Source organism: Bacillus sp. FSL K6-3431 (assembly GCF_038002605.1).
GTDB lineage: Bacteria > Bacillota > Bacilli > Bacillales > Bacillaceae_C > Lederbergia.
Genome location: NZ_JBBOCT010000001.1, coordinates 4,062,061 through 4,080,393 on the forward strand (window position 1 = coordinate 4,062,061; position 18,333 = coordinate 4,080,393).

Consider the following 18,333-nt stretch of genomic DNA (forward strand, 5'->3'; position numbering starts at 1 on the left):
AAATAATTAGTCATATTCATGTTTAAACACTCGTCATAAAAGGTAATTGAGTAAGTAAAAGAAATTTTAGGGGCGATAAATATGAGTACAGTTTTTTCAAAATCAAATGAAGATTCGAAAGTAAAAGTTGGATCCAATCTACAGATCAAGGCGTTTATCAAAGGTGAACCATCACCATTTCTGAATCTAGATTATCAGAATACAAAGGTTTATGAACTCACAGATTATACGCTGCGAACACCATTTGAGAAGATGGACGTATTTAATGAATTGTTGCAGCTAGAACAAAATTGTGAGTTAGTAATTTTACCAGTTACGGAAGCGACAACAGCACTTTTGCGTGATATCCCGAAGGATGAAACATATGATAAAACGGCATCACTTTTCAATATGCTTTCGTCAGTCAAAGAAACAATAGAGCGAGATCGGTCGTTTATTATCGCAGAGAATGGAGTTTGTGCTGATCTACTACATAAACTTAAGGCATTAGGCTTTTCTTTAAAAGAGAAAACAGAAGCTGAGCTGAAGGCAATTGAATTAGCTTGATTGAACGAACCGATCTGACTTAAACGAGTTGATCGGTTTTTTGTGAAGTCAGAAAGTGTAAGTGAATTTTGTGTTAGCTCCAACAGATACTACGTACTTTAGTGCCGATACCACTGGTCGAGCGAACTTAGGAGATGTTCGGTAATGCACATATGTAGTGTTGAAGGCGCCTGCATTTTTCTGAAAGAGGGGATCACATGCATGTTGTTATTGCGGGAGGAAGTGGTTTTGTTGGCCAGGTGTTGCAAAATCGATTATTGCATGCTGGATATGAGGTAACAATTTTGACGAGAAGTCCTAATAAAGTGAAGCAAACAGACCGGCTTCATGCAGTTCAATGGCTTGCTGATCAAAGTGAGCCTGAAAATCATCTCACTAATGTAGATGCGATTGTCAATTTAGCAGGTGAGTCAATAAATGGATTGAGATGGACGAAAGCAAAGAAAATTCGAATTTTACAAAGTAGAATGATAGTGACAAAGGAAATTAATCGTATCATCAGTGTGCTTGATCAGAGACCAAAAGTGTTAATAAATGCATCTGCAGTCGGATTTTATGGTATGTCAGAAAAAAACACTTATACAGAGAAGGACGACTCTATTGCAACAGATTTTTTAGCGACTGTTGTGAAAGCCTGGGAAATTGAAGCGCAAAAAGCGGAACAATATGGTGTTCGGACAGTTATGGCTAGGTTCGGGATTGTACTTGGTTATGATGGGGCACTACCGCTAATGGTGCTTCCGTATAAATTATTTATTGGAGGCACTGTTGGAACTGGAAGGCAGTGGGTATCATGGGTACATGTTGCGGATGTGGCTGGATTAATTCAATTTTCGATCGAACATCACACTATTTCCGGACCGCTAAACGTGACTGCACCCGAGCCAATAAAAATGAAAGAGTTCGGAAAAACAATTGGGCATGTCCTTCATCGTCCACATTGGTTACCTGTTCCGAGCTTTGCACTACAAGTGCTATTAGGAGAAATGAGTGAAATACTAATTAACGGGCAACGAGTTCTTCCAGAAAAGGCGATGGAACATGGTTATTCGTATGAATATCCTACTTTGGAGAAGGCTTTAAGTAACTTATGGAATTAGCGTTGAAAGTTATAGAAATAATGGCGAAGGTTATAGAATTATGGATGAAAGTCACCGAAATAATCGTCCTAGTTAGGGAGTGATCAAGAAGAAGTAGATCATTTATCAACATAAGTTTTTAACTGGATTTTAATAATTATTCGTCATTTCAGTAATGGTTATAGCATTTAACTGGTTTATCCCTCTTAATCTGCTATAATGATGAAGGAAATATAAATATGTGAAATGTGGGGGAACCGGTTATGCTGGTTGAGATAGTATCCTTAAGATACTGACCCTTTGAACCTGCTCTGGCTCATACCAGCGAAGGGAACGTCAATTCATTCATTAATGAGTGTTCTTACAGACGCCCGGGTTCTTATCCCAGGGCGTTTTTTCGCATCTAGATCCAGCGTCTAACTAACACCTCGATTCACAAGTAGCTCTGATTCGTGGCAAACCGTGCAGATCATCATTTGCCTGTCAGAGCTGTTCAAGGCGCTTGTGCTTTTGTTGTTTTAGCGGTTCCTTTTCTCTATTTTATAGATTAGGAGGAAATAAGGAATGAAAAAGTGGTTAATTAGTATTATTGGACTGTTTTTATTAGTAGGCTGTGGCTCAGGCGCAGACGATATCAAAGGTAAGGGTGAAGATAATTCGCTAAAAAAAGTATCCCTCGTATTGGATTGGACCCCAAATACGAATCATACCGGATTATATGTAGCGAAAGAGAGGGGATTTTTTAAAGATGAGGGTCTGGATGTAGATATTATTATGCCTGGTGAAGCTGGAGCAGATCAACTCGTTGCCTCAGGTAAATCTGAGTTTGGTATTGGTTATCAAGAAAGCATTACGGAAGCAAGGGTGCAGGATGTACCAATCGTGTCGATCGGCGCTGTGATTCAGCATAATACATCAGGTTTTGCATCGCCTGTTGCTAAAAATATTCAATCACCAAAGGACTTCGAAGGGAAAGTATATGGTGGTTGGGGTGCACCTGTTGAGCAGGCCGTACTATCATCGTTAATGTCTTCAGAAAATGCCGATATTAAAAAGCTTGAAACGATTAATATGGGTGATACGGATTTTTTCACAGCGGTAAAAAGAGACATTGATTTCGCTTGGATATTTTATGCGTGGACTGGTGTAGAAGCTGAACTTCGTGGCGAGGAAATCAACATGATATATTTAACGGATTATACGGATAAACTGGATTATTATACACCTGTCATTACGACGAATGAAAAAATGATTAAAGACGATCCAGAGACGGTAAAAGCATTTATGGCTGCAACTTCCAAAGGCTATGAATTTGCCATTGATAATCCTCAAGATGCAGCGGATATTTTAATAAAAGCTGTGCCAGATTTAGATCCTGAACTTGTGAAAAAAAGCCAAGAATGGCTTGCGCCAAAGTATAAGGATGACGCTCCGAGATGGGGAGAGCAAAAACAAGAAGTATGGAAAAACTATACAGACTGGATGCTCGAAAATAAATTACTTGAAAAAGAGATAGATGTGGAAAAAGCATTTACAAATGAATTTTTACCTAAATAGGAGGGCTTTAATATGGCAAACGCATTAATTAGCATCCAAATTATACCGAAACCAAAGAATGGTGAAGATGTTTATCATTACGTGGATGAAGCGATCAAAATCATCGAGGATTCCGGAGTGAAATATCAAGTCAGTCCATTGGAAACAACAATGGAAGGTGAATTATATGAGTTAATGAATGTGATCGGGAAAATGAATGAGCGAATGACGGAAATGGGTAGTAGCAATGTTGTTTCGCAAGTTAAAATTTTATATCAGCCGACTGGGGTTGAAATGAGCCGACTAACGGAGAAATATCGCTGATGCTGTCTATGTTAAAAAAAGGATGGAAGCCGGTAGCGGTTCTCATCCTTTTATTAATCATCTGGGAGCTAGCAGTAAAATTGGCGGAGATTCCAAAATGGTTGCTGCCAGCGCCAAGCGTTATCTGGCATGAGGCGATTAATGGGTTCGATCAATTTCTACCCCATATACAGTCAACAATCGTGCTAGCATTAGTCGGGTTTATGATTGGTTGTTCGATCGGACTTTTTGTAGCGATTCTATTGCACTTGCTTCCCGGTGTACGAGAGGCCGTTTATCCGTTACTGATTTTATCGCAAAATGTACCTATTATTGTGCTCGCACCGCTGCTTGTTATTTGGTTTGGTTTTGGCCTTTTGCCGAAAATGATCGTCATCACGCTCGTATGTTTTTTCCCAGTGACGATTGCTGCCCTTGGTGGTTTTCGCAATCCACCTACTGAAATGAAGCATTATATGCTAATGGCTGGAGCATCAAAAACACAAATTTTTTCAAAATTGGAATGGCCTCATGCGTTGCCTGCTCTTTTTTCCGGTCTGAAAATATCTGCTACATATAGCATGATGGGTGCTGTAATCTCTGAATGGCTTGGTGCGAAAAAAGGGATAGGGGTATATATGACGCTTGCTTCCTCATCGTTCCGAACGGAGCGTGTATTCGTAGCGATTATGATAATCATGATTTTGAGCATGCTTTTTTTCAGTATCATTACTGCTGCAGAAAGATGGCTTGTAAAGTGGAACGGAAAGGGAGAGTGAGGCTATTTTGGGCACATTAGAAATTAACAAGCTCTCGAACAGTTTTGATGGGCGTGAAATATTAAAAGACATCAATCTTAACATAGAGGAAGGGGGGTTTCTAACAATTCTTGGTCCATCCGGGAGTGGGAAAAGCACATTATTCCATTTGATTGGCGGTTTACTTGAACCTGATCATGGTTCTATTGTTTTGGATGATGTAAACATTACCGGAAAACGGGGACTAATTAGTTATATGCCCCAACAACCTGCGCTATTTCCATGGCGAACAGTTTTACAAAATGTGCTGCTTGGTCAGGAATTGCAAGGGAAAATAGAAATGGATAAGGCTTTAAAAATGATTAAACGTGCTGGGTTGGAAGGCTATGAACAAGCATTTCCAGACGCGTTATCTGGTGGAATGAAGCAGCGAGTTGCGTTTATTCGTGCTTTATTAAGTCCACAGTCCCTCATTTGTTTGGACGAACCATTCTCTGCTTTAGATGATTTTACACGACTGGAAATGCATCAATGGTTGATGTCTATTTGGGCAGAGTATAAAAAAACTATTTTATTTGTTACCCATAATATTGATGAAGCGCTATTTCTTTCGGATCGTATTATAGTCCTGTCTTCTAATCCAGCTCAAATTGTAAATGAATTCGTGATTCCATTCGAGAGACCGCGAAAAGATGAATTAATATTATCTGATGAATTTCTTGAATGGAAACGAAAGCTAAGCAATAGTATTTTTCAAAGGCGGTAATATCATGGATAAAATAATTGATGCTCATATTCATCTGGATCATTATGATGACGATGAAATAGATCGGATTATAGCAACATTGGAACAAGTTCATTGTGATAAGATAATTACTGTTTCCTTTGATTTAGCGTCATGTAAGAAAAATCTGCTATTAGCGGAAAAGTATTCAAAGGTAGTGCCTGCTTTTGGGTTTCACCCGGAACAGGCTATACCTACTGACGTTCAATTTGCAGAATTGCTTGCCTGGATGGAAAAGCACCAAAATAAGATGTGCGCCATTGGGGAAATCGGCTTACCTTATTATTCGCGACCTGTTAGTATTGATCCATATGTGGAGTTGCTAGATACATTCTTGAAATTGGCGAAAAAATGGGACAAACCAGTTGTCCTTCATGCTGTATACGATGATGCGCCAATCGTGTGTGATTTGCTGGAAAAAAATAATATAGAAAACGCACATTTCCATTGGTTTAAAGGTGATGAGGTGACCGTTTCACGAATGATTAACAATGGCTACCATATTTCTGTCACTCCAGATGTTTTATATGAAACAGAAATTCAACAACTCGTACAAAAATATCCGCTTGGACAAATGATGGCTGAAACAGATGGACCATGGCAATTCGAAGACGTCTTTTCAAAGGAAATGACTCACCCGAAGATGATTCACCAATCGATTGCTAAGATAGCTACGATAAAAAAAGAATCATTGACGGATGTTTATCAGGTATTGTACGAGAATACAATAAAATTTTATAATATATAGCGAATGTTTCAACTCTACTTGATAGGGAAAAAGGATAGAAAAGAGTTGGAGGTCATTTGATGAGCCACGAACCAACACAAAATAAGATTAAGCGTGAGGAAACTTTAGCAGAGCGTAATGATAAAGACAAAGCATTTAAGACAGATAAAGAAAAACAAGCACAACGAGATCAGCTGCTCATGCCTATTGACGACATCTCAGATGAACTCATCGAAGAACGGGAGAAAAATGAGAAAGACAAACGTGGATCCGCAGGACTAAAGGATAACTAACAGAGTGACCGACATTACTTACTTAGGGATGTCGGCTTTTTAATGTGAGCGGCTCATAAAAACAGCGAGTGGCCAGTAAACCATGGTGAGCGGCTCATAAAAACAGCGAGTGGCCAGTAAACCATGGTGAGCGGCTCATAAAAACAGCGAGTGGCCAGTAAACCATAGTGAGCGGCTCATAAATACCGTGAGTGACCAATAAACCACTACAGGCTGCCAATCAAGTTGATAATTGTAGCGATTTGATGATTTTATTGCGATTATCCTCTTATGCTCGAATTGCCACATGCAAAATATCAAAAAAACGGTAACATACTAGAGGAGATTACCGTTTTACTCAATTATGAAGCGGATTGTAATTGTCTTCGCAATGCGTGTAATCTTTCTTTTTCCATTTTCTTCCGCTGGAATACATTGTTTAGCAAGAGGGCTGTGACTACGAGGAGCATGCCGATAAGATCATAAACAGTTAACGCGTATCCTTGAATAAAAGTGACTATAACTGTAGTAATTGGAACAAAGTTAATAAAAAGTAGTCCATTTACAGGTTTAATGATCCCTACGCCGATATTCCAGCCAAGTAGTGCGATTACGCCAGGGAAAATGATCATAAATGCAAGATCCCATTTTACCGAGTAAACGGCAGATATAGTTGGAACTTCTACCCACCCAATTACCGTAGCAATAAGTACAATAATCGTTGAAGTGATTGTTCCATATAAACATGTAAGTGTTGAATAACGAAGCGCGGACCAATTAGTGAATTTCCCGCCACCCATTGTATAAACAACCCAACCAATTACTGCAGCGAGAAGAGCAAGAATTGGAACAAGTTGATTGCGCATAGTCAATAAGCTCGACATATCGCCTTTTGTGATGACAAGTATTACGCCGATAAAAGCGATTAATATACAGCTAACAGTGTAAAAGTTAGGGCGTTTTCCTTGAAGCGCCCACAGAATTAGGACGGAGATCATTGGCATGAGTGATTCCATTATGGAAGCTAATAGCACTCCCGATTCTCCAATTGCATCTTGGCCCCAAAAGATGAATAAATTATAGACTGTAAATGCCATTGTGCCAAAGAACCAGAGAAAAAATCCTTTACCATCTGTTTTAAAAGCCTGTTTTCCTTCTTTTATCCACAACATGATTATTAATATAATAGCAACCGGAATATATCGTAAAATAGTAAAATACAAAGGTTCGATATATTGAAATGAATGATGGGCGACAGGAAACATCGCACCCCATGATACACTAGCAATTAAACATAAAAAAGCACCATATATAAAGCTCTTCCTCAATGTGTCCCCTCCTTCGCGTGTTAATTCGACCATAATCTACATACTATTTAACATTAGACTGACTATCATGTAAAATGATTAATAATGATGATGGATATCATTATTAATGATATCCATCATTGCACAAAAAAGATGGATCGAAGGTTTAGTCCCTATTTGGGATGATTAGCACTCAAATCAGTAGCATTATTATTGCTTGATTTCAAATGAATTAGCTATCAATTACGTTTTAACTAGTTTGGGAGGGGATTTTCCATGGAATTAAAAGATTTATATATTTTTATGAAAGTTGCTGAAAGTGGTAATATCAGCAAAGCAGCAAAAGAATTAAATTATGTGCAATCAAATGTGTCAGCAAGAATTCAGAGGCTAGAAGAAAAGTTGAATACACCGGTTTTTCATCGTCATAATCGGGGAATTACATTAACGCCTGAAGGAAAACAATTAATTACCTATGCGGAAAAAATCTTATCTTTGGTTTCCGATATGGAGAAAGCTTTTCAAAATTCGGACATGCCCACTGGGAAACTTGAGATCGGTTCAGTAGAGACGGTTATTCAATTACCATTAATATTGTCAAATTACAATAAAAAATATCAACACATCGATTTATCATTATCGACGGGAGTAACAGAACAATTAATTGATGAAGTGCTAAATTATCGATTAGATGGTGCATTTGTTACGGGCCGTAGTAATAGGGTTCATCCAGATCTAGTTCAGTATGATGTGTTTGAAGAAGAGCTTGTACTGATTTCCGATATAAATCCTGTAACGATTGAACAGTTAAAGGAGAAGCCATTTCTTGTATTTAACTCGGGATGTGGTTACAGGGCAAAATTAGAAGAATGGCTAAGAGATGAACAGGTTGCCACTTCGAAATTCATGGAATTGGGAACTTTGGAAACAATATTGGGAAGTGTATATTCAGGTTTAGGAGTTACTTTTGTTCCGCGCTCTTCCGTAAAGTATCATGAAGAGCGGGGATTAATTCAATGCCACAAGATCCCTGCGGAGTATAGTAAAATAAAGACTGTTTTTATTCGAAATAAAGAAGCATTTCTTACCTCTTCCTTGGAAAAATTTATTGAGACTATTGGAGAATGTAGACAGCAGGAAGCACATGGTTTTCCATTTATGTAGGATCGTACAGGCACAGGTCATGCGCTATAAGACTGTGGTGCTCCTCCTTTCCATGGATATAAATCTGAAGTTACTACGTAAAGTTAGAAAGGAGAGATGTAAAGAATGGTAAGGAAGGTTTCGAAAAAAGTGCATATTTTCGATTATGTACAAGTAATGTTTGGTGCGGGTCTTGTAGGATTAGCATATAATATATTTTTATTGCCTGCACGACTTGCTGCCGGAGGTGTTTCCGGAGTCAGTACGATTTTATACGAACTATACCAATGGAATCCAGCTATGGTGCAAATTAGTTTGAATTTGCCATTATTCCTCGTTGGTTTGCTGTTTCTTGGCAAAGAATTTAGTGCAAAGACATTGGTTGGTACAACGTTTGTTCCATTGGTTATCTGGCTGACACAAGGAATTGACTTACACCTTACTGAACCAATGCTCGGTGCTATTTACGGTGGTATCGTGTTAGGGATTGGACTTGGGATCGTATACCGCGGCGGTGGATCTACCGGTGGAACTGCGATGATAGCACAACTTTTGAAAAAGTATACAGGTTTTTCTAGTGGATTCGCGCAATTACTTGTTGATGGATTAGTTGTAGTAGCATCAGCACTTGTATTCAACTTGGAGCTCGCATTATTTGCTATGATCTCTATTTATGTAACAAGTAAAGTAATTGATTTCGTTCAATTAAATACATCACCAACAAAACTGGCGATGATTATTACGGAAAAGGAAGAAGCGATCCAACGTATTATTCGGGATGAAATTGATCGAGGATTAACGAAAGTAAAATCACTTGGAGGATACTCAAATAAAGAACGATCTATTATATTTTGTGTTGTCGAGCAGTCAGAAGCTGTTTATTTGAAAAAGATTCTCCAAGAAGAAGAACCTACTTCCTTTGTTATTTTTCTCAATGCATCTGAAATATTAGGCAGAGGATTTTCAAAAGAGAAAATATATGGAGGAGGCTAAGTAATGTTATCGGTTCAACCTATAAAAGTTGAAGATACGTATGCCATACGCCATAAGGTACTTCGACCGAATCAAACAATTGTTGACTGTCAATATGATGGAGATGAAGCAGAAAATACTTTTCATCTTGGTGTCTTCCATAAAAAGCAGAAATTGATTTGCATAGGGTCTTTTTTTCAAGAATCCCACCTAGAGCTACAACACCCAGTGCAATATCGTTTAAGAGGAATGGCGACGCTTGGAGAATTTAGAAATCAACAAGCTGGTAGTTTACTCATTTCTGAAGCGGAAAACATTCTCCGTTATAGAGGAGTAAATATATGGTGGTGTAATGCTAGAATAACGGCGAGTGATTATTATATTAAACAAGGTTTATCGCAGCTCGGTGATGTATTTGAGATTCATCCAATCGGACTTCATAAAGTAATGTATAAAATAATCTGTAAATAATACCTTGACATTTTACTCCTGAAAAGTTAAGATGATAAATAATTCTAACTTAATGAATATTTCTGGCAGTGATGAAGAAGAGTAGCTATTTTGTCGCACTTTAGAGAGCCGATGGTTGGTGTGAATCGGTGTGCAGAGATGGTGAATGGGCTTCTGAGCCTCCAAACTGAACCTTGTGAAAGCGAGCAGTAGGATTTGGCGTATATGTCTTGACGTTACTAAAGACGGGCATTTAGTGCCGACAAAGAGAGCTGAATTTCAGCTAATAAAGGTGGTACCACGGGTTCCTCGTCCTTTGGATGAGGGCCCTTTTTGTGTTTAGGCCTACAGGATGTAGGTCACACAGGCGTTGCCACACGACGTGGCGCTCTTAGCCTGTGATCCTATTTACCCAGTGATCCTTATCCAGTATCTTTTGCTTCATGATTATTAATAGGAATTCACGTACTTTAATTAATAAATGAGCGCTATAGGCTTTTATATCTAAATCGTTGAATAAGAATAGTACGCTTTGTTTATCGCTCCAAGAGAGCCGGTGATGGTGGGAATCCGGTGCGAATAGCTTAGGGGAATGGACTTATGAGAGATATCCTGAATGTCAGTAGGGATATCCGGCTTCCACCGTTAACAGGATAGGGTATCGAGTAATTATTCTGTACCCGATGAGATGAAGAATTCTTTTCTTCAATAGAGGTGGCACCGCGAACTAAACGCCCTCTGTAAACGCATATTAATTGTGTTTATGGAGGGCTTTTTCTATTGTCTAGCTTTCAGGCACCAGCGGCCCGAGGTTATAAGCTGAATCGCTGTGATGGCAGAAAAGCTGCATTGCGATTACTTTATTTATCTAACTAGCACATTTCTAATTTTATATAAAAAAGGAGAGATAGTAATGAAAGCATATTTGCAAAAACTAATGGTTGGAGAAAATTTAAGTAAGGATGAGATGATTCAGGTGGCACGTAAATTGTTTACGGGTGATACATCCGAAAGTGAATCAGGTGCTTTACTCGGGTTGCTTGCTCTAAAAGGAGAGACGGCTGAAGAAATTGCAGGGTTGGTTCATGCAATTCGTGAACGATCAACACCGATTAGTGGTATTCATCGTAATGTGACTGATAATTGTGGTACAGGTGGAGATGGTTCGAAAAGCTTCAATATTAGTACAGCATCCGCATTCGTCATTGCAGGTGCAGGAATTACGATTGCAAAGCATGGGAACCGAAGTGTCTCTAGCCAAACGGGTAGTGCTGACGTGCTAGAACAATTAGGTGTATCACTGAATAATAGTCCGGAAGAGACGGCAGAACTTCTCAGTGAAAATGGTATTACCTTCTTATTTGCGCCGAATGTGCATCCGGCAATGAAGGCTGTTATGAAGGTAAGGCAAGACCTTAGAGTGCCAACGATATTTAATTTAATTGGACCACTTACGAACCCGATTCAATTAGAAACACAGTTGCTTGGCATTTATCGTCGTGATAAATTAATGTTAATGGGAGAAGTCCTCAAGCAGCTTGGTCGTAAAAGAGCGGTTATTATTAATGGAGCGAATCATATGGATGAAGCATCACTCGCTGGGGAAAATCACTTGGTTATTTTAGAAAATGGTGAACTGAAGAAAATGACTTTACGACCTGAAGAAGTAGGTCTTCCAACATATACAATTGATGAAATTGCCGGTGGTGACTCAGATAGAAATGCTCGAATTATGATGAGCGTCTTACAAGGTGACGCGGGACCATTTAGAGATACAGTAGTATTGAATGCAGGACTTGGTATTTTTGCGCATGGAAAAGTAGATTCGATCCAAGCTGGAATTCAGCTAGCTAAGGAAAGTCTTGATACTGGAGCGGCATTAGCAAAACTAGAATTCTTAATCGAAAAAAGTAAGCAATCTGCAAAATTAGGAGTGGTTTAATATGACGATACTGGACAGAATAATTGCCCAAAAAGAAATGGAAGTAAAGGAATTAAAAGCAATTTATAGTGCACATCATCAGTTAGAAGCGATTCAAAAAAGACCTTCCTTGTACGAAAGTTTTCAACACGCAGAAAAAATAAACGTCATTGCGGAAGTGAAACGTGCTTCACCATCAAAAGGCGATATTAAAGAAAATGTCGATCCTGTTAGCCAAGCGAAACAATATGAGCAAGCCGGAGCAGGCGCGATATCGGTCCTAACTGATCAGAACTTCTTTAAAGGATCAATGGCCGATTTATCTGCAGTCGCAAAAGCGGTAAAAGTGCCGCTTTTATGCAAGGATTTCATGATTGATCGGATTCAAATAGATGTGGCAAAAGATCATGGAGCCAGTGTGATATTATTAATTGCAGCAGCAATGTCTGAAGAACGCCTTCAGGATTTATACAATTATGCGCGGTCACTTAATCTTGATGTTTTATTTGAAGTTCATAATGAAGAAGAAGCAGAAATAGCATTAAAAATTGGCGCACGAATTATCGGAATTAATAATCGAAACTTAAAAACATTTGAGGTAGATTTGGGTGTGACCGAGCGAGTTTCTACTATTTTGCAAAAAGAAGAGATACTACTAGTAAGTGAGAGTGGTATACGGACACGTGCGGATGTGGAACAAGTAACAGCTGCAGGTGCAAAAGCGATTCTTGTAGGAGAAACATTGATGCGTTCTACTGATATTGCAGAGACGATGGCAGACATCCGGATCCCTTTTCTAAAGGCGGTGAAATGATTGAAGGTTAAAATTTGCGGCATCACAACTGAAGAAGCCGCACGTACTGCTTGCGACTATGGAGCCGACTTGCTTGGATTTGTTTTTGCAAGCAGTACGAGGGAAATAACTGTCGAACGAGCACGCGAGATAATTAAGAAGCTTCCTAGACATGTAAAAACAGTTGGCGTTTTCGTTAATGAAACATATGAAAAAATTATACAAACTGCCGAGATTGCCGGTCTCGATTATATCCAACTTCATGGAGATGAATCAGCAGAGTTTTGTCGGAAAATTGCATTACCTGTGATTAAAGCTTTTTCTATAAAAGATAGTTCTGACCTGGATCCACTTGGTAATTATGATTGTGCATACTATTTACTAGATAGTCCTGGATTAAAGTTCCGCGGTGGAAGTGGGATTCCCATCGATTGGAGCTTGCTGATAGATCAGACAATACCACGGGAAAAGGTTATATTAGCAGGAGGATTAAATGAAGCAAATGTCATGGAAGCGATCAAAAAGGTTCGCCCCTACTGTGTAGATGTTTCTAGTGGTGTTGAAACAGATGGGAAAAAGGATGCTGAAAAAATAGCATTATTTATAAAAAAAGCAAAACATGAGGAGAGTGACAAGATTGACAGTTTACACAGCACCTAATCAAAAAGGCAGATATGGCGAATACGGTGGTAGATTTGTACCAGAAACATTGATGACTGCAGTACTTGAACTAGAAGAAGAATATGGAAAAGCGATAGCTGATCCTGCGTTTATAAAAAAAATGGATTATTATCTTAAGCAATATATTGGAAGGGAAACGCCGCTTTATTATGCTGAAAATTTAACGAAATTTGCTGGTGGTCCGAAGATCTATTTGAAACGTGAGGATTTAAATCATACTGGGGCACACAAAATTAATAATACAATTGGTCAAGCACTCTTAACTTTAAGAATGGGCAAAAAGAAAGTAGTTGCTGAAACTGGAGCAGGTCAACATGGTGTTGCAACAGCAACGGTTTGTGCCCTACTTGGTCTTGATTGCATCGTCTTTATGGGTGAGGAAGATATTCGCCGTCAACAATTGAATGTGTTCCGGATGGAACTTTTAGGTGCAGAAGTAAGAAGTGTATCTCAAGGCAGTGGAACATTGAAAGATGCGGTAAATGAAGCATTGCGCTATTGGGTCGCCAATGTGGAGGATACTCACTATATATTAGGTTCTGTTGTTGGGCCACATCCATTTCCACAAATTGTAAGAGATTTTCAAAGTGTCATTGGTAAAGAAACAAAACAGCAAATACTTGAGCAAGAAGGTAGATTACCTGATGCAGTCGTTGCTTGTATTGGCGGTGGTAGTAATGCTATGGGGATGTTCTATCCGTTTATTGAAGATCAAGATGTGAACATATTTGGTGTTGAAGCAGCGGGATCGGGAATTGAGACAGGCAAACATGCAGCAGTATTGACGGATGGTAAAGCGGGAGTTTTACATGGAACACTCTCCTACCTACTTCAAGATGACCATGGGCAAATCATCAGTGCACATTCAATCTCAGCGGGTCTTGATTATCCCGGAGTTGGACCTGAGCATGCTCATCTAAAGGATTCAGGACGTGTCACATATACTTCTGCTACAGATAAGGAAGCTTTGGAGGCTTTTCAGTTACTTACCAAAATTGAAGGGATCATTCCAGCATTGGAAAGTTCTCATGCTGTTGCATATGCAATTAAACTTGCAAAAGAAATGAAAGAGAATGAAATACTAGTGATCTGCTTATCCGGCCGCGGCGATAAGGACGTAGACGCAGTGAGAGATGTGATTGGAGGAGTGAACAATGGGTAAAAAGCGATTAGATGATTCATTTTCGGTGGTAAAGGATAAAGGCGATAAAGCTTTTGTTCCATATATAATGGCTGGAGACGGTGGACTAAATGCATTAAAGGAGCAAATCTTATTCCTTCAAGAATGCGGAGCAACAGCTGTAGAACTCGGTATCCCATTTTCCGATCCTGTTGCAGATGGACCTGTGATTCAGGAAGCCGGACTTAGAGCACTTGCAAACGGAACAACATTGGCTGGTGTTTTAGAAAACCTAGAAGAATGGAAAGAATCTAGAACGATTCCTATCGTACTTATGACGTATTTCAATTTGATTTTTGCTTTTGGCGTTGAAAAGTTTGCACAGCGTTGTGCTGAAGTTGGTGTCGATGGTTTGATTATTCCGGATCTACCAATGGAGGAAGAAGAGATTGTTGCTCCAGCATTTGTGGACAATCACATTGCATTAATCAGACTCGTATCACCAACAAGCCCAAAGAGCAGAATCGAAAAAATTGCTAAACAAACAGAAGGTTTTTTATACGCTGTAACAGTGAAAGGGACAACTGGTGCGAGGGCAAAATATGAAGAAGGATTATCGGCATACTTGCAGGAACTCCAGGAATTTTCCGCTGCTCCAGTGCTTGCAGGCTTTGGTGTATCTTCGCCTGAACAGGTAAAGGAATTAGGTGCATCTTGCGATGGAGTAATTGTTGGAAGTAAGATTGTGGACTTACTGGCTAAAGGTGAGCGGGATCAAATCGTTGAACTAATTGCTGCTTCTAAACAGAAAATAGAAATAATCAACACTATATCTTAAGGTGTTTTTCCTTTTTGTCTTTGTATTTTAATCTTATTGTCATAGTATTCCAGCTTACTAGTTGAAAAAATTGGGTATATATTATGCAAAGGTTAAAAAAGGAGGCCGATTTCAATGGCTAAAAGATTAAACTCATTACTTGTTTTAGGACTTGGCGTAGTCGGTGCTAAATATTTGTCTAAGCAAGAAAATAGAGCGAAGGCCATGGATGTATACCTCTCAGTTAAGGAAAAGATAATGGGATTGTGGTGCGAACAAAATCCAAGTGCATGTGAAGACCTTTTAGAGAAGGCGGGAAATCCAGATCCATATGATTTAGGTGATGCAAACATGGTTAGTGAAGGTGCTATGTACAGCGTTGATTATTATAACAAAGAGGAGCAACAACAATAATAAGAAAAGATGTCTCCCTTAGTGCATAGAATGCGCTAGGGGATTATTTTTTATTATCATCAAGTGTTATGATATAAGAGGACGTTCGAAAAGTCACCAAATGATAAACGGCGAATTTCTTCGTTGGGCATAGATACGTACTTCTACTAAGAAAAAGGAACCTCTGATAAGGGAAAGAGGAACCTCTGTTAAGGAGAGAGAGGACCCTCTGTTAAGATCGCTCACGTCCTGTGAGCAACACAGAGGTCAGCACGTCGTGTGCAAGTGCGTCCTGTGAGCAACACAGAGGTCAGCACGTCGTGTGCAAGTCTGACCCTCAAAACCTTCTCGCCTCGAACTTCTTCTAATTTGCACCTTTTTGAACACGCACTATAAGTAAAAAAACCATTAGAGGGGAGTTCTTCAATGAAGCGGAAAGGGATTATTTTTATTTTACTTATCGTTGTTATATGGACTTTTTTATATGTGAATAATAATTGGATTCAATCAACCTCATCTACTATTCAATCAAAACGACTTCCTTCAAAATTTGATGGCCTCATCATCGTTCAAATTTCAGATTTGCATGATGCTGTTTTTGGTGATAAACAATCCCGACTTGTAGAAAAAGTGAAAAAGCAAAAACCAGACCTTATTTTTTTAACAGGTGATTTAATTGATAGCAATCGTTATCACTTATCAAGAAGTTTAGATGCTGTGGAGCAGCTTGTTAACATTGCTGATGTGTATTATGTAACGGGAAACCATGAAGTGGCAGTAAATCAAGTTGATGAAATAAAAGATGCATTGGTATCTTTAGGTGCTAAACCACTAACAAATGAGACGGAAATAATTACCCGCGAAGGGGAAAAGATGGCTATTGTCGGCATTGATGATCCCCTTATAAGAGCAACTATTCCCGCTGATAAAACTGTTAATACCTTCGTTGACGAGGCTTTAGTTCATGTTCCAAAAGATATATTTAAGTTGTTGCTATCTCATCGCCCCGAGGTATTTGATGTATATGAGGATAAAGCAATCGACCTTGTTTTCACTGGTCATGCTCACGGTGGACAAGTACGTTTACCCGGAGTAGGTGGTCTTATCGCACCTGGTCAAGGCTGGTTTCCAGCATATACTGCTGGTAAACATGAAAAAGGGCAAACTACAATGGTTGTTAGCAGAGGATTAGGGAATAGTACTATCCCATTTAGAATATTGAATCGTCCTGAAATTATTGTCGTTACTTTAAAAAGACAATAGAGGTAAGGTAGGCATGTTGTTTATGCCAAATTAATTGGTAATGGGGGACAGTTGAGATGTGTGGACGGTATAGTTTATTTGTGAATAGTGAGCAGCTAATGGAACGGTTTAATCTTGATTTATCCGAGAAGTTTATTTTGGAGGAGAGATACAATATAGCCCCTAGTCAAGATGTGTTTGCATTGGTTGGTTCGAATACTGGAAAAAGAGCAGGTAAATTAAAATGGGGACTTGTTCCGTCTTGGGCAAAGGATCCAAAAATTGGCTATAAAATGATTAATGCAAGAGCGGAAACCGTTAATGAAAAGCCAAGTTTCAAAAAGCTGTTAAAAAGGCGTAGATGCATTATTATTGCTGATGGCTTTTATGAGTGGAAAAAAGAAGCGGCAACAAAACTTCCTTACCGCTTTCAGCTAAAGACGAGAGAGCCGTTCGCCTTCGCAGGACTTTGGGATAGATGGGAAAGCGATGGCCAATTGATTCACTCCTGCACAATCATCACAACAGAGGCAAATGCTGTCGTGAAAGATATCCATGATCGTATGCCAGTTATTTTGACAAAAGAAGCGGAAGAAGTCTGGCTTGATCGTTCCTTAGAAGATGACGCCTACTTAAAAGGCTTGCTCCGCCCTTATGCTGCTGAAGAAATGGAAAAATACCAAGTTTCCTCACTGGTCAACAGCCCGAAAAATGACACGAAGGAAATAATAAACTCATTATAAGAAAGCGAAGTTGTTTTTTAATAAGAAATGATAAATTCAATTTACTACAAAATTGCTCGAAATTTACTTTTTCACATGACAAAACCTCCTGTTAATCTACAGTTTTAGAGAAAGGACAAGAGCTTACACTTGTTGAATATAGTTAAGTAACGAAGAAGCAGGAGGGGATTCGATGGATCAGCATACTTTTTCATCCGAGGCAGCAAAGCAGGTAGGGATTGGAGTAAGCACCCTTAGAAATTACGCTGCCGTTTTGGAAAGCAAGGGTTATCAATTTGAACGGGGTACGAATAATGGCCGGATATTTCATAAAATGGATTTGCGTTTGATCACAGCATTGATTGAAAAGGTTACGAAAGAAAGTATGAAGATTGATTGCGCTGCCACGGCTGTATTAAGTGAAGCAAAATGGAAGAGAGAAGATAGCATTCCATTGGAGCAGGAAAAGGAAAAGGAAAAGGACATACAAAGGGAAAAGGATATACAATTGGAAAAATTGTATGAACAAATCAAACAATTAGAAGAACAGCAGATGAAATTTAGTGATATAAACGATAAATTAACACTTCGAGTAGAGCGATTAACTGAAAAGATCGAAGAACGTGAACGCGACCAAGAGTTATTGCAACGCCTCGAAAATACGCGGAATAAGAAGAAAAGAAAAGGAATTGCGCTTTTTCGACCTCTGACGGCGATAGCAGGTAAGAAATAATCATGTTTTAGAGGATGTTAAAAAAGTCACCAAT

The 18,333-nt window shown here is 39.0% G+C and carries 21 protein-coding genes, 1 riboswitch and 2 other annotated features; of the genes, 20 read left to right on the forward strand and 1 reads right to left on the reverse strand.

Annotated elements, in window-relative coordinates; genetic code table 11:
* Positions 1–81 precede the first annotated feature (81 nt).
* From MHB53_RS19660 to MHB53_RS19695, 8 genes are all read left to right on the forward strand, one after another.
* The gene (locus MHB53_RS19660; protein ID WP_340921600.1) at positions 82–546 is read left to right on the forward strand and encodes a hypothetical protein; all 465 of its coding nucleotides are present in this window, start codon (positions 82–84) and stop codon (positions 544–546) included.
* Between the two features lie 197 nt (positions 547–743).
* On the forward strand, positions 744–1,646 hold the full coding sequence (locus MHB53_RS19665; protein ID WP_340921602.1) for a TIGR01777 family oxidoreductase: 903 nt from the start codon (positions 744–746) through the stop codon (positions 1,644–1,646).
* A gap of 219 nt (positions 1,647–1,865) precedes the next feature.
* A riboswitch (TPP riboswitch) is annotated at positions 1,866–1,975 on the forward strand.
* Positions 1,976–2,189: 214 nt separating this feature from the next.
* On the forward strand, positions 2,190–3,182 hold the full coding sequence (locus MHB53_RS19670) for an ABC transporter substrate-binding protein (protein ID WP_340921604.1): 993 nt from the start codon (positions 2,190–2,192) through the stop codon (positions 3,180–3,182).
* 12 nt (positions 3,183–3,194) lie between these two features.
* A complete protein-coding gene (locus MHB53_RS19675; RefSeq protein WP_340921606.1) occupies positions 3,195–3,485 on the forward strand; it encodes a thiamine-binding protein in 291 nt (96 codons plus the stop codon).
* Complete coding sequence (locus MHB53_RS19680; protein WP_340921608.1) at positions 3,485–4,243, forward strand: ABC transporter permease; 759 nt, start codon at positions 3,485–3,487, stop codon at positions 4,241–4,243. The genes MHB53_RS19675 and MHB53_RS19680 overlap by 1 nt, the downstream gene beginning before the upstream one ends.
* A 7-nt stretch (positions 4,244–4,250) precedes the next feature.
* Positions 4,251–4,988, forward strand: a complete 738-nt coding sequence (locus MHB53_RS19685; protein WP_340921609.1) for an ABC transporter ATP-binding protein — start codon at positions 4,251–4,253, stop codon at positions 4,986–4,988.
* Between the two features lie 4 nt (positions 4,989–4,992).
* Positions 4,993–5,754, forward strand: coding sequence for a TatD family hydrolase (locus tag MHB53_RS19690; protein ID WP_340921611.1), 762 nt, complete (start codon positions 4,993–4,995; stop codon positions 5,752–5,754).
* Between the two features lie 59 nt (positions 5,755–5,813).
* Positions 5,814–6,026: a hypothetical protein gene (locus MHB53_RS19695; protein WP_340921614.1), complete on the forward strand. Its 213-nt coding sequence runs from the start codon at positions 5,814–5,816 to the stop codon at positions 6,024–6,026.
* Between the two features lie 341 nt (positions 6,027–6,367).
* On the opposite strand, the gene MHB53_RS19700 is transcribed toward MHB53_RS19695, so the two are convergent.
* Positions 6,368–7,333 (reverse strand): DMT family transporter, encoded by a 966-nt coding sequence (locus MHB53_RS19700; protein WP_340921617.1) that lies wholly within the window; start codon positions 7,331–7,333, stop codon positions 6,368–6,370.
* Between the two features lie 255 nt (positions 7,334–7,588).
* On the opposite strand from MHB53_RS19700, the gene MHB53_RS19705 reads away from it, so the two are divergent.
* The 12 genes from MHB53_RS19705 to MHB53_RS19760 all read left to right on the forward strand — a co-directional run bounded on the left by MHB53_RS19705 (position 7,589) and on the right by MHB53_RS19760 (position 18,299).
* Complete coding sequence (locus MHB53_RS19705) at positions 7,589–8,476, forward strand: LysR family transcriptional regulator (RefSeq protein WP_340921619.1); 888 nt, start codon at positions 7,589–7,591, stop codon at positions 8,474–8,476.
* Between the two features lie 105 nt (positions 8,477–8,581).
* Positions 8,582–9,448 (forward strand): YitT family protein, encoded by an 867-nt coding sequence (locus MHB53_RS19710; RefSeq protein WP_340921621.1) that lies wholly within the window; start codon positions 8,582–8,584, stop codon positions 9,446–9,448.
* Positions 9,449–9,451: 3 nt separating this feature from the next.
* The gene (locus MHB53_RS19715) at positions 9,452–9,898 is read left to right on the forward strand and encodes a GNAT family N-acetyltransferase (RefSeq protein ID WP_340921623.1); all 447 of its coding nucleotides are present in this window, start codon (positions 9,452–9,454) and stop codon (positions 9,896–9,898) included.
* 59 nt (positions 9,899–9,957) lie between these two features.
* Positions 9,958–10,197, forward strand: a binding site (T-box leader).
* 183 nt (positions 10,198–10,380) lie between these two features.
* Positions 10,381–10,619, forward strand: a binding site (T-box leader).
* Positions 10,620–10,790: 171 nt separating this feature from the next.
* Entirely contained in the window at positions 10,791–11,819 is a 1,029-nt protein-coding gene (trpD, locus tag MHB53_RS19720) for an anthranilate phosphoribosyltransferase (protein ID WP_340921626.1), read from the forward strand.
* 1 nt (position 11,820) lies between these two features.
* Positions 11,821–12,612 (forward strand): indole-3-glycerol phosphate synthase TrpC, encoded by a 792-nt coding sequence (gene trpC / locus MHB53_RS19725; RefSeq protein WP_340921627.1) that lies wholly within the window; start codon positions 11,821–11,823, stop codon positions 12,610–12,612.
* Positions 12,613–13,251, forward strand: coding sequence for a phosphoribosylanthranilate isomerase (locus MHB53_RS19730; RefSeq protein WP_340921629.1), 639 nt, complete (start codon positions 12,613–12,615; stop codon positions 13,249–13,251).
* The gene (gene trpB, locus MHB53_RS19735; RefSeq protein WP_340921631.1) at positions 13,229–14,434 is read left to right on the forward strand and encodes a tryptophan synthase subunit beta; all 1,206 of its coding nucleotides are present in this window, start codon (positions 13,229–13,231) and stop codon (positions 14,432–14,434) included. The genes MHB53_RS19730 and trpB overlap by 23 nt, the downstream gene beginning before the upstream one ends.
* Positions 14,427–15,230 carry a tryptophan synthase subunit alpha gene (trpA, locus tag MHB53_RS19740; protein WP_340921633.1) on the forward strand — a complete coding sequence of 268 codons (804 nt, stop codon included), beginning with the start codon at positions 14,427–14,429 and terminating at the stop codon, positions 15,228–15,230. Before trpB ends, trpA begins: the two co-directional genes overlap by 8 nt.
* Positions 15,231–15,344: 114 nt before the next feature.
* A complete protein-coding gene (locus tag MHB53_RS19745; protein ID WP_340921635.1) occupies positions 15,345–15,623 on the forward strand; it encodes a hypothetical protein in 279 nt (92 codons plus the stop codon).
* Positions 15,624–16,028: 405 nt separating this feature from the next.
* On the forward strand, positions 16,029–16,865 hold the full coding sequence (locus MHB53_RS19750) for a metallophosphoesterase (protein ID WP_340921638.1): 837 nt from the start codon (positions 16,029–16,031) through the stop codon (positions 16,863–16,865).
* A gap of 56 nt (positions 16,866–16,921) precedes the next feature.
* Complete coding sequence (locus tag MHB53_RS19755) at positions 16,922–17,587, forward strand: SOS response-associated peptidase (protein WP_340921639.1); 666 nt, start codon at positions 16,922–16,924, stop codon at positions 17,585–17,587.
* Positions 17,588–17,759: 172 nt separating this feature from the next.
* Entirely contained in the window at positions 17,760–18,299 is a 540-nt protein-coding gene (locus MHB53_RS19760) for a hypothetical protein (RefSeq protein WP_340921641.1), read from the forward strand.
* Positions 18,300–18,333 lie beyond the last annotated feature (34 nt).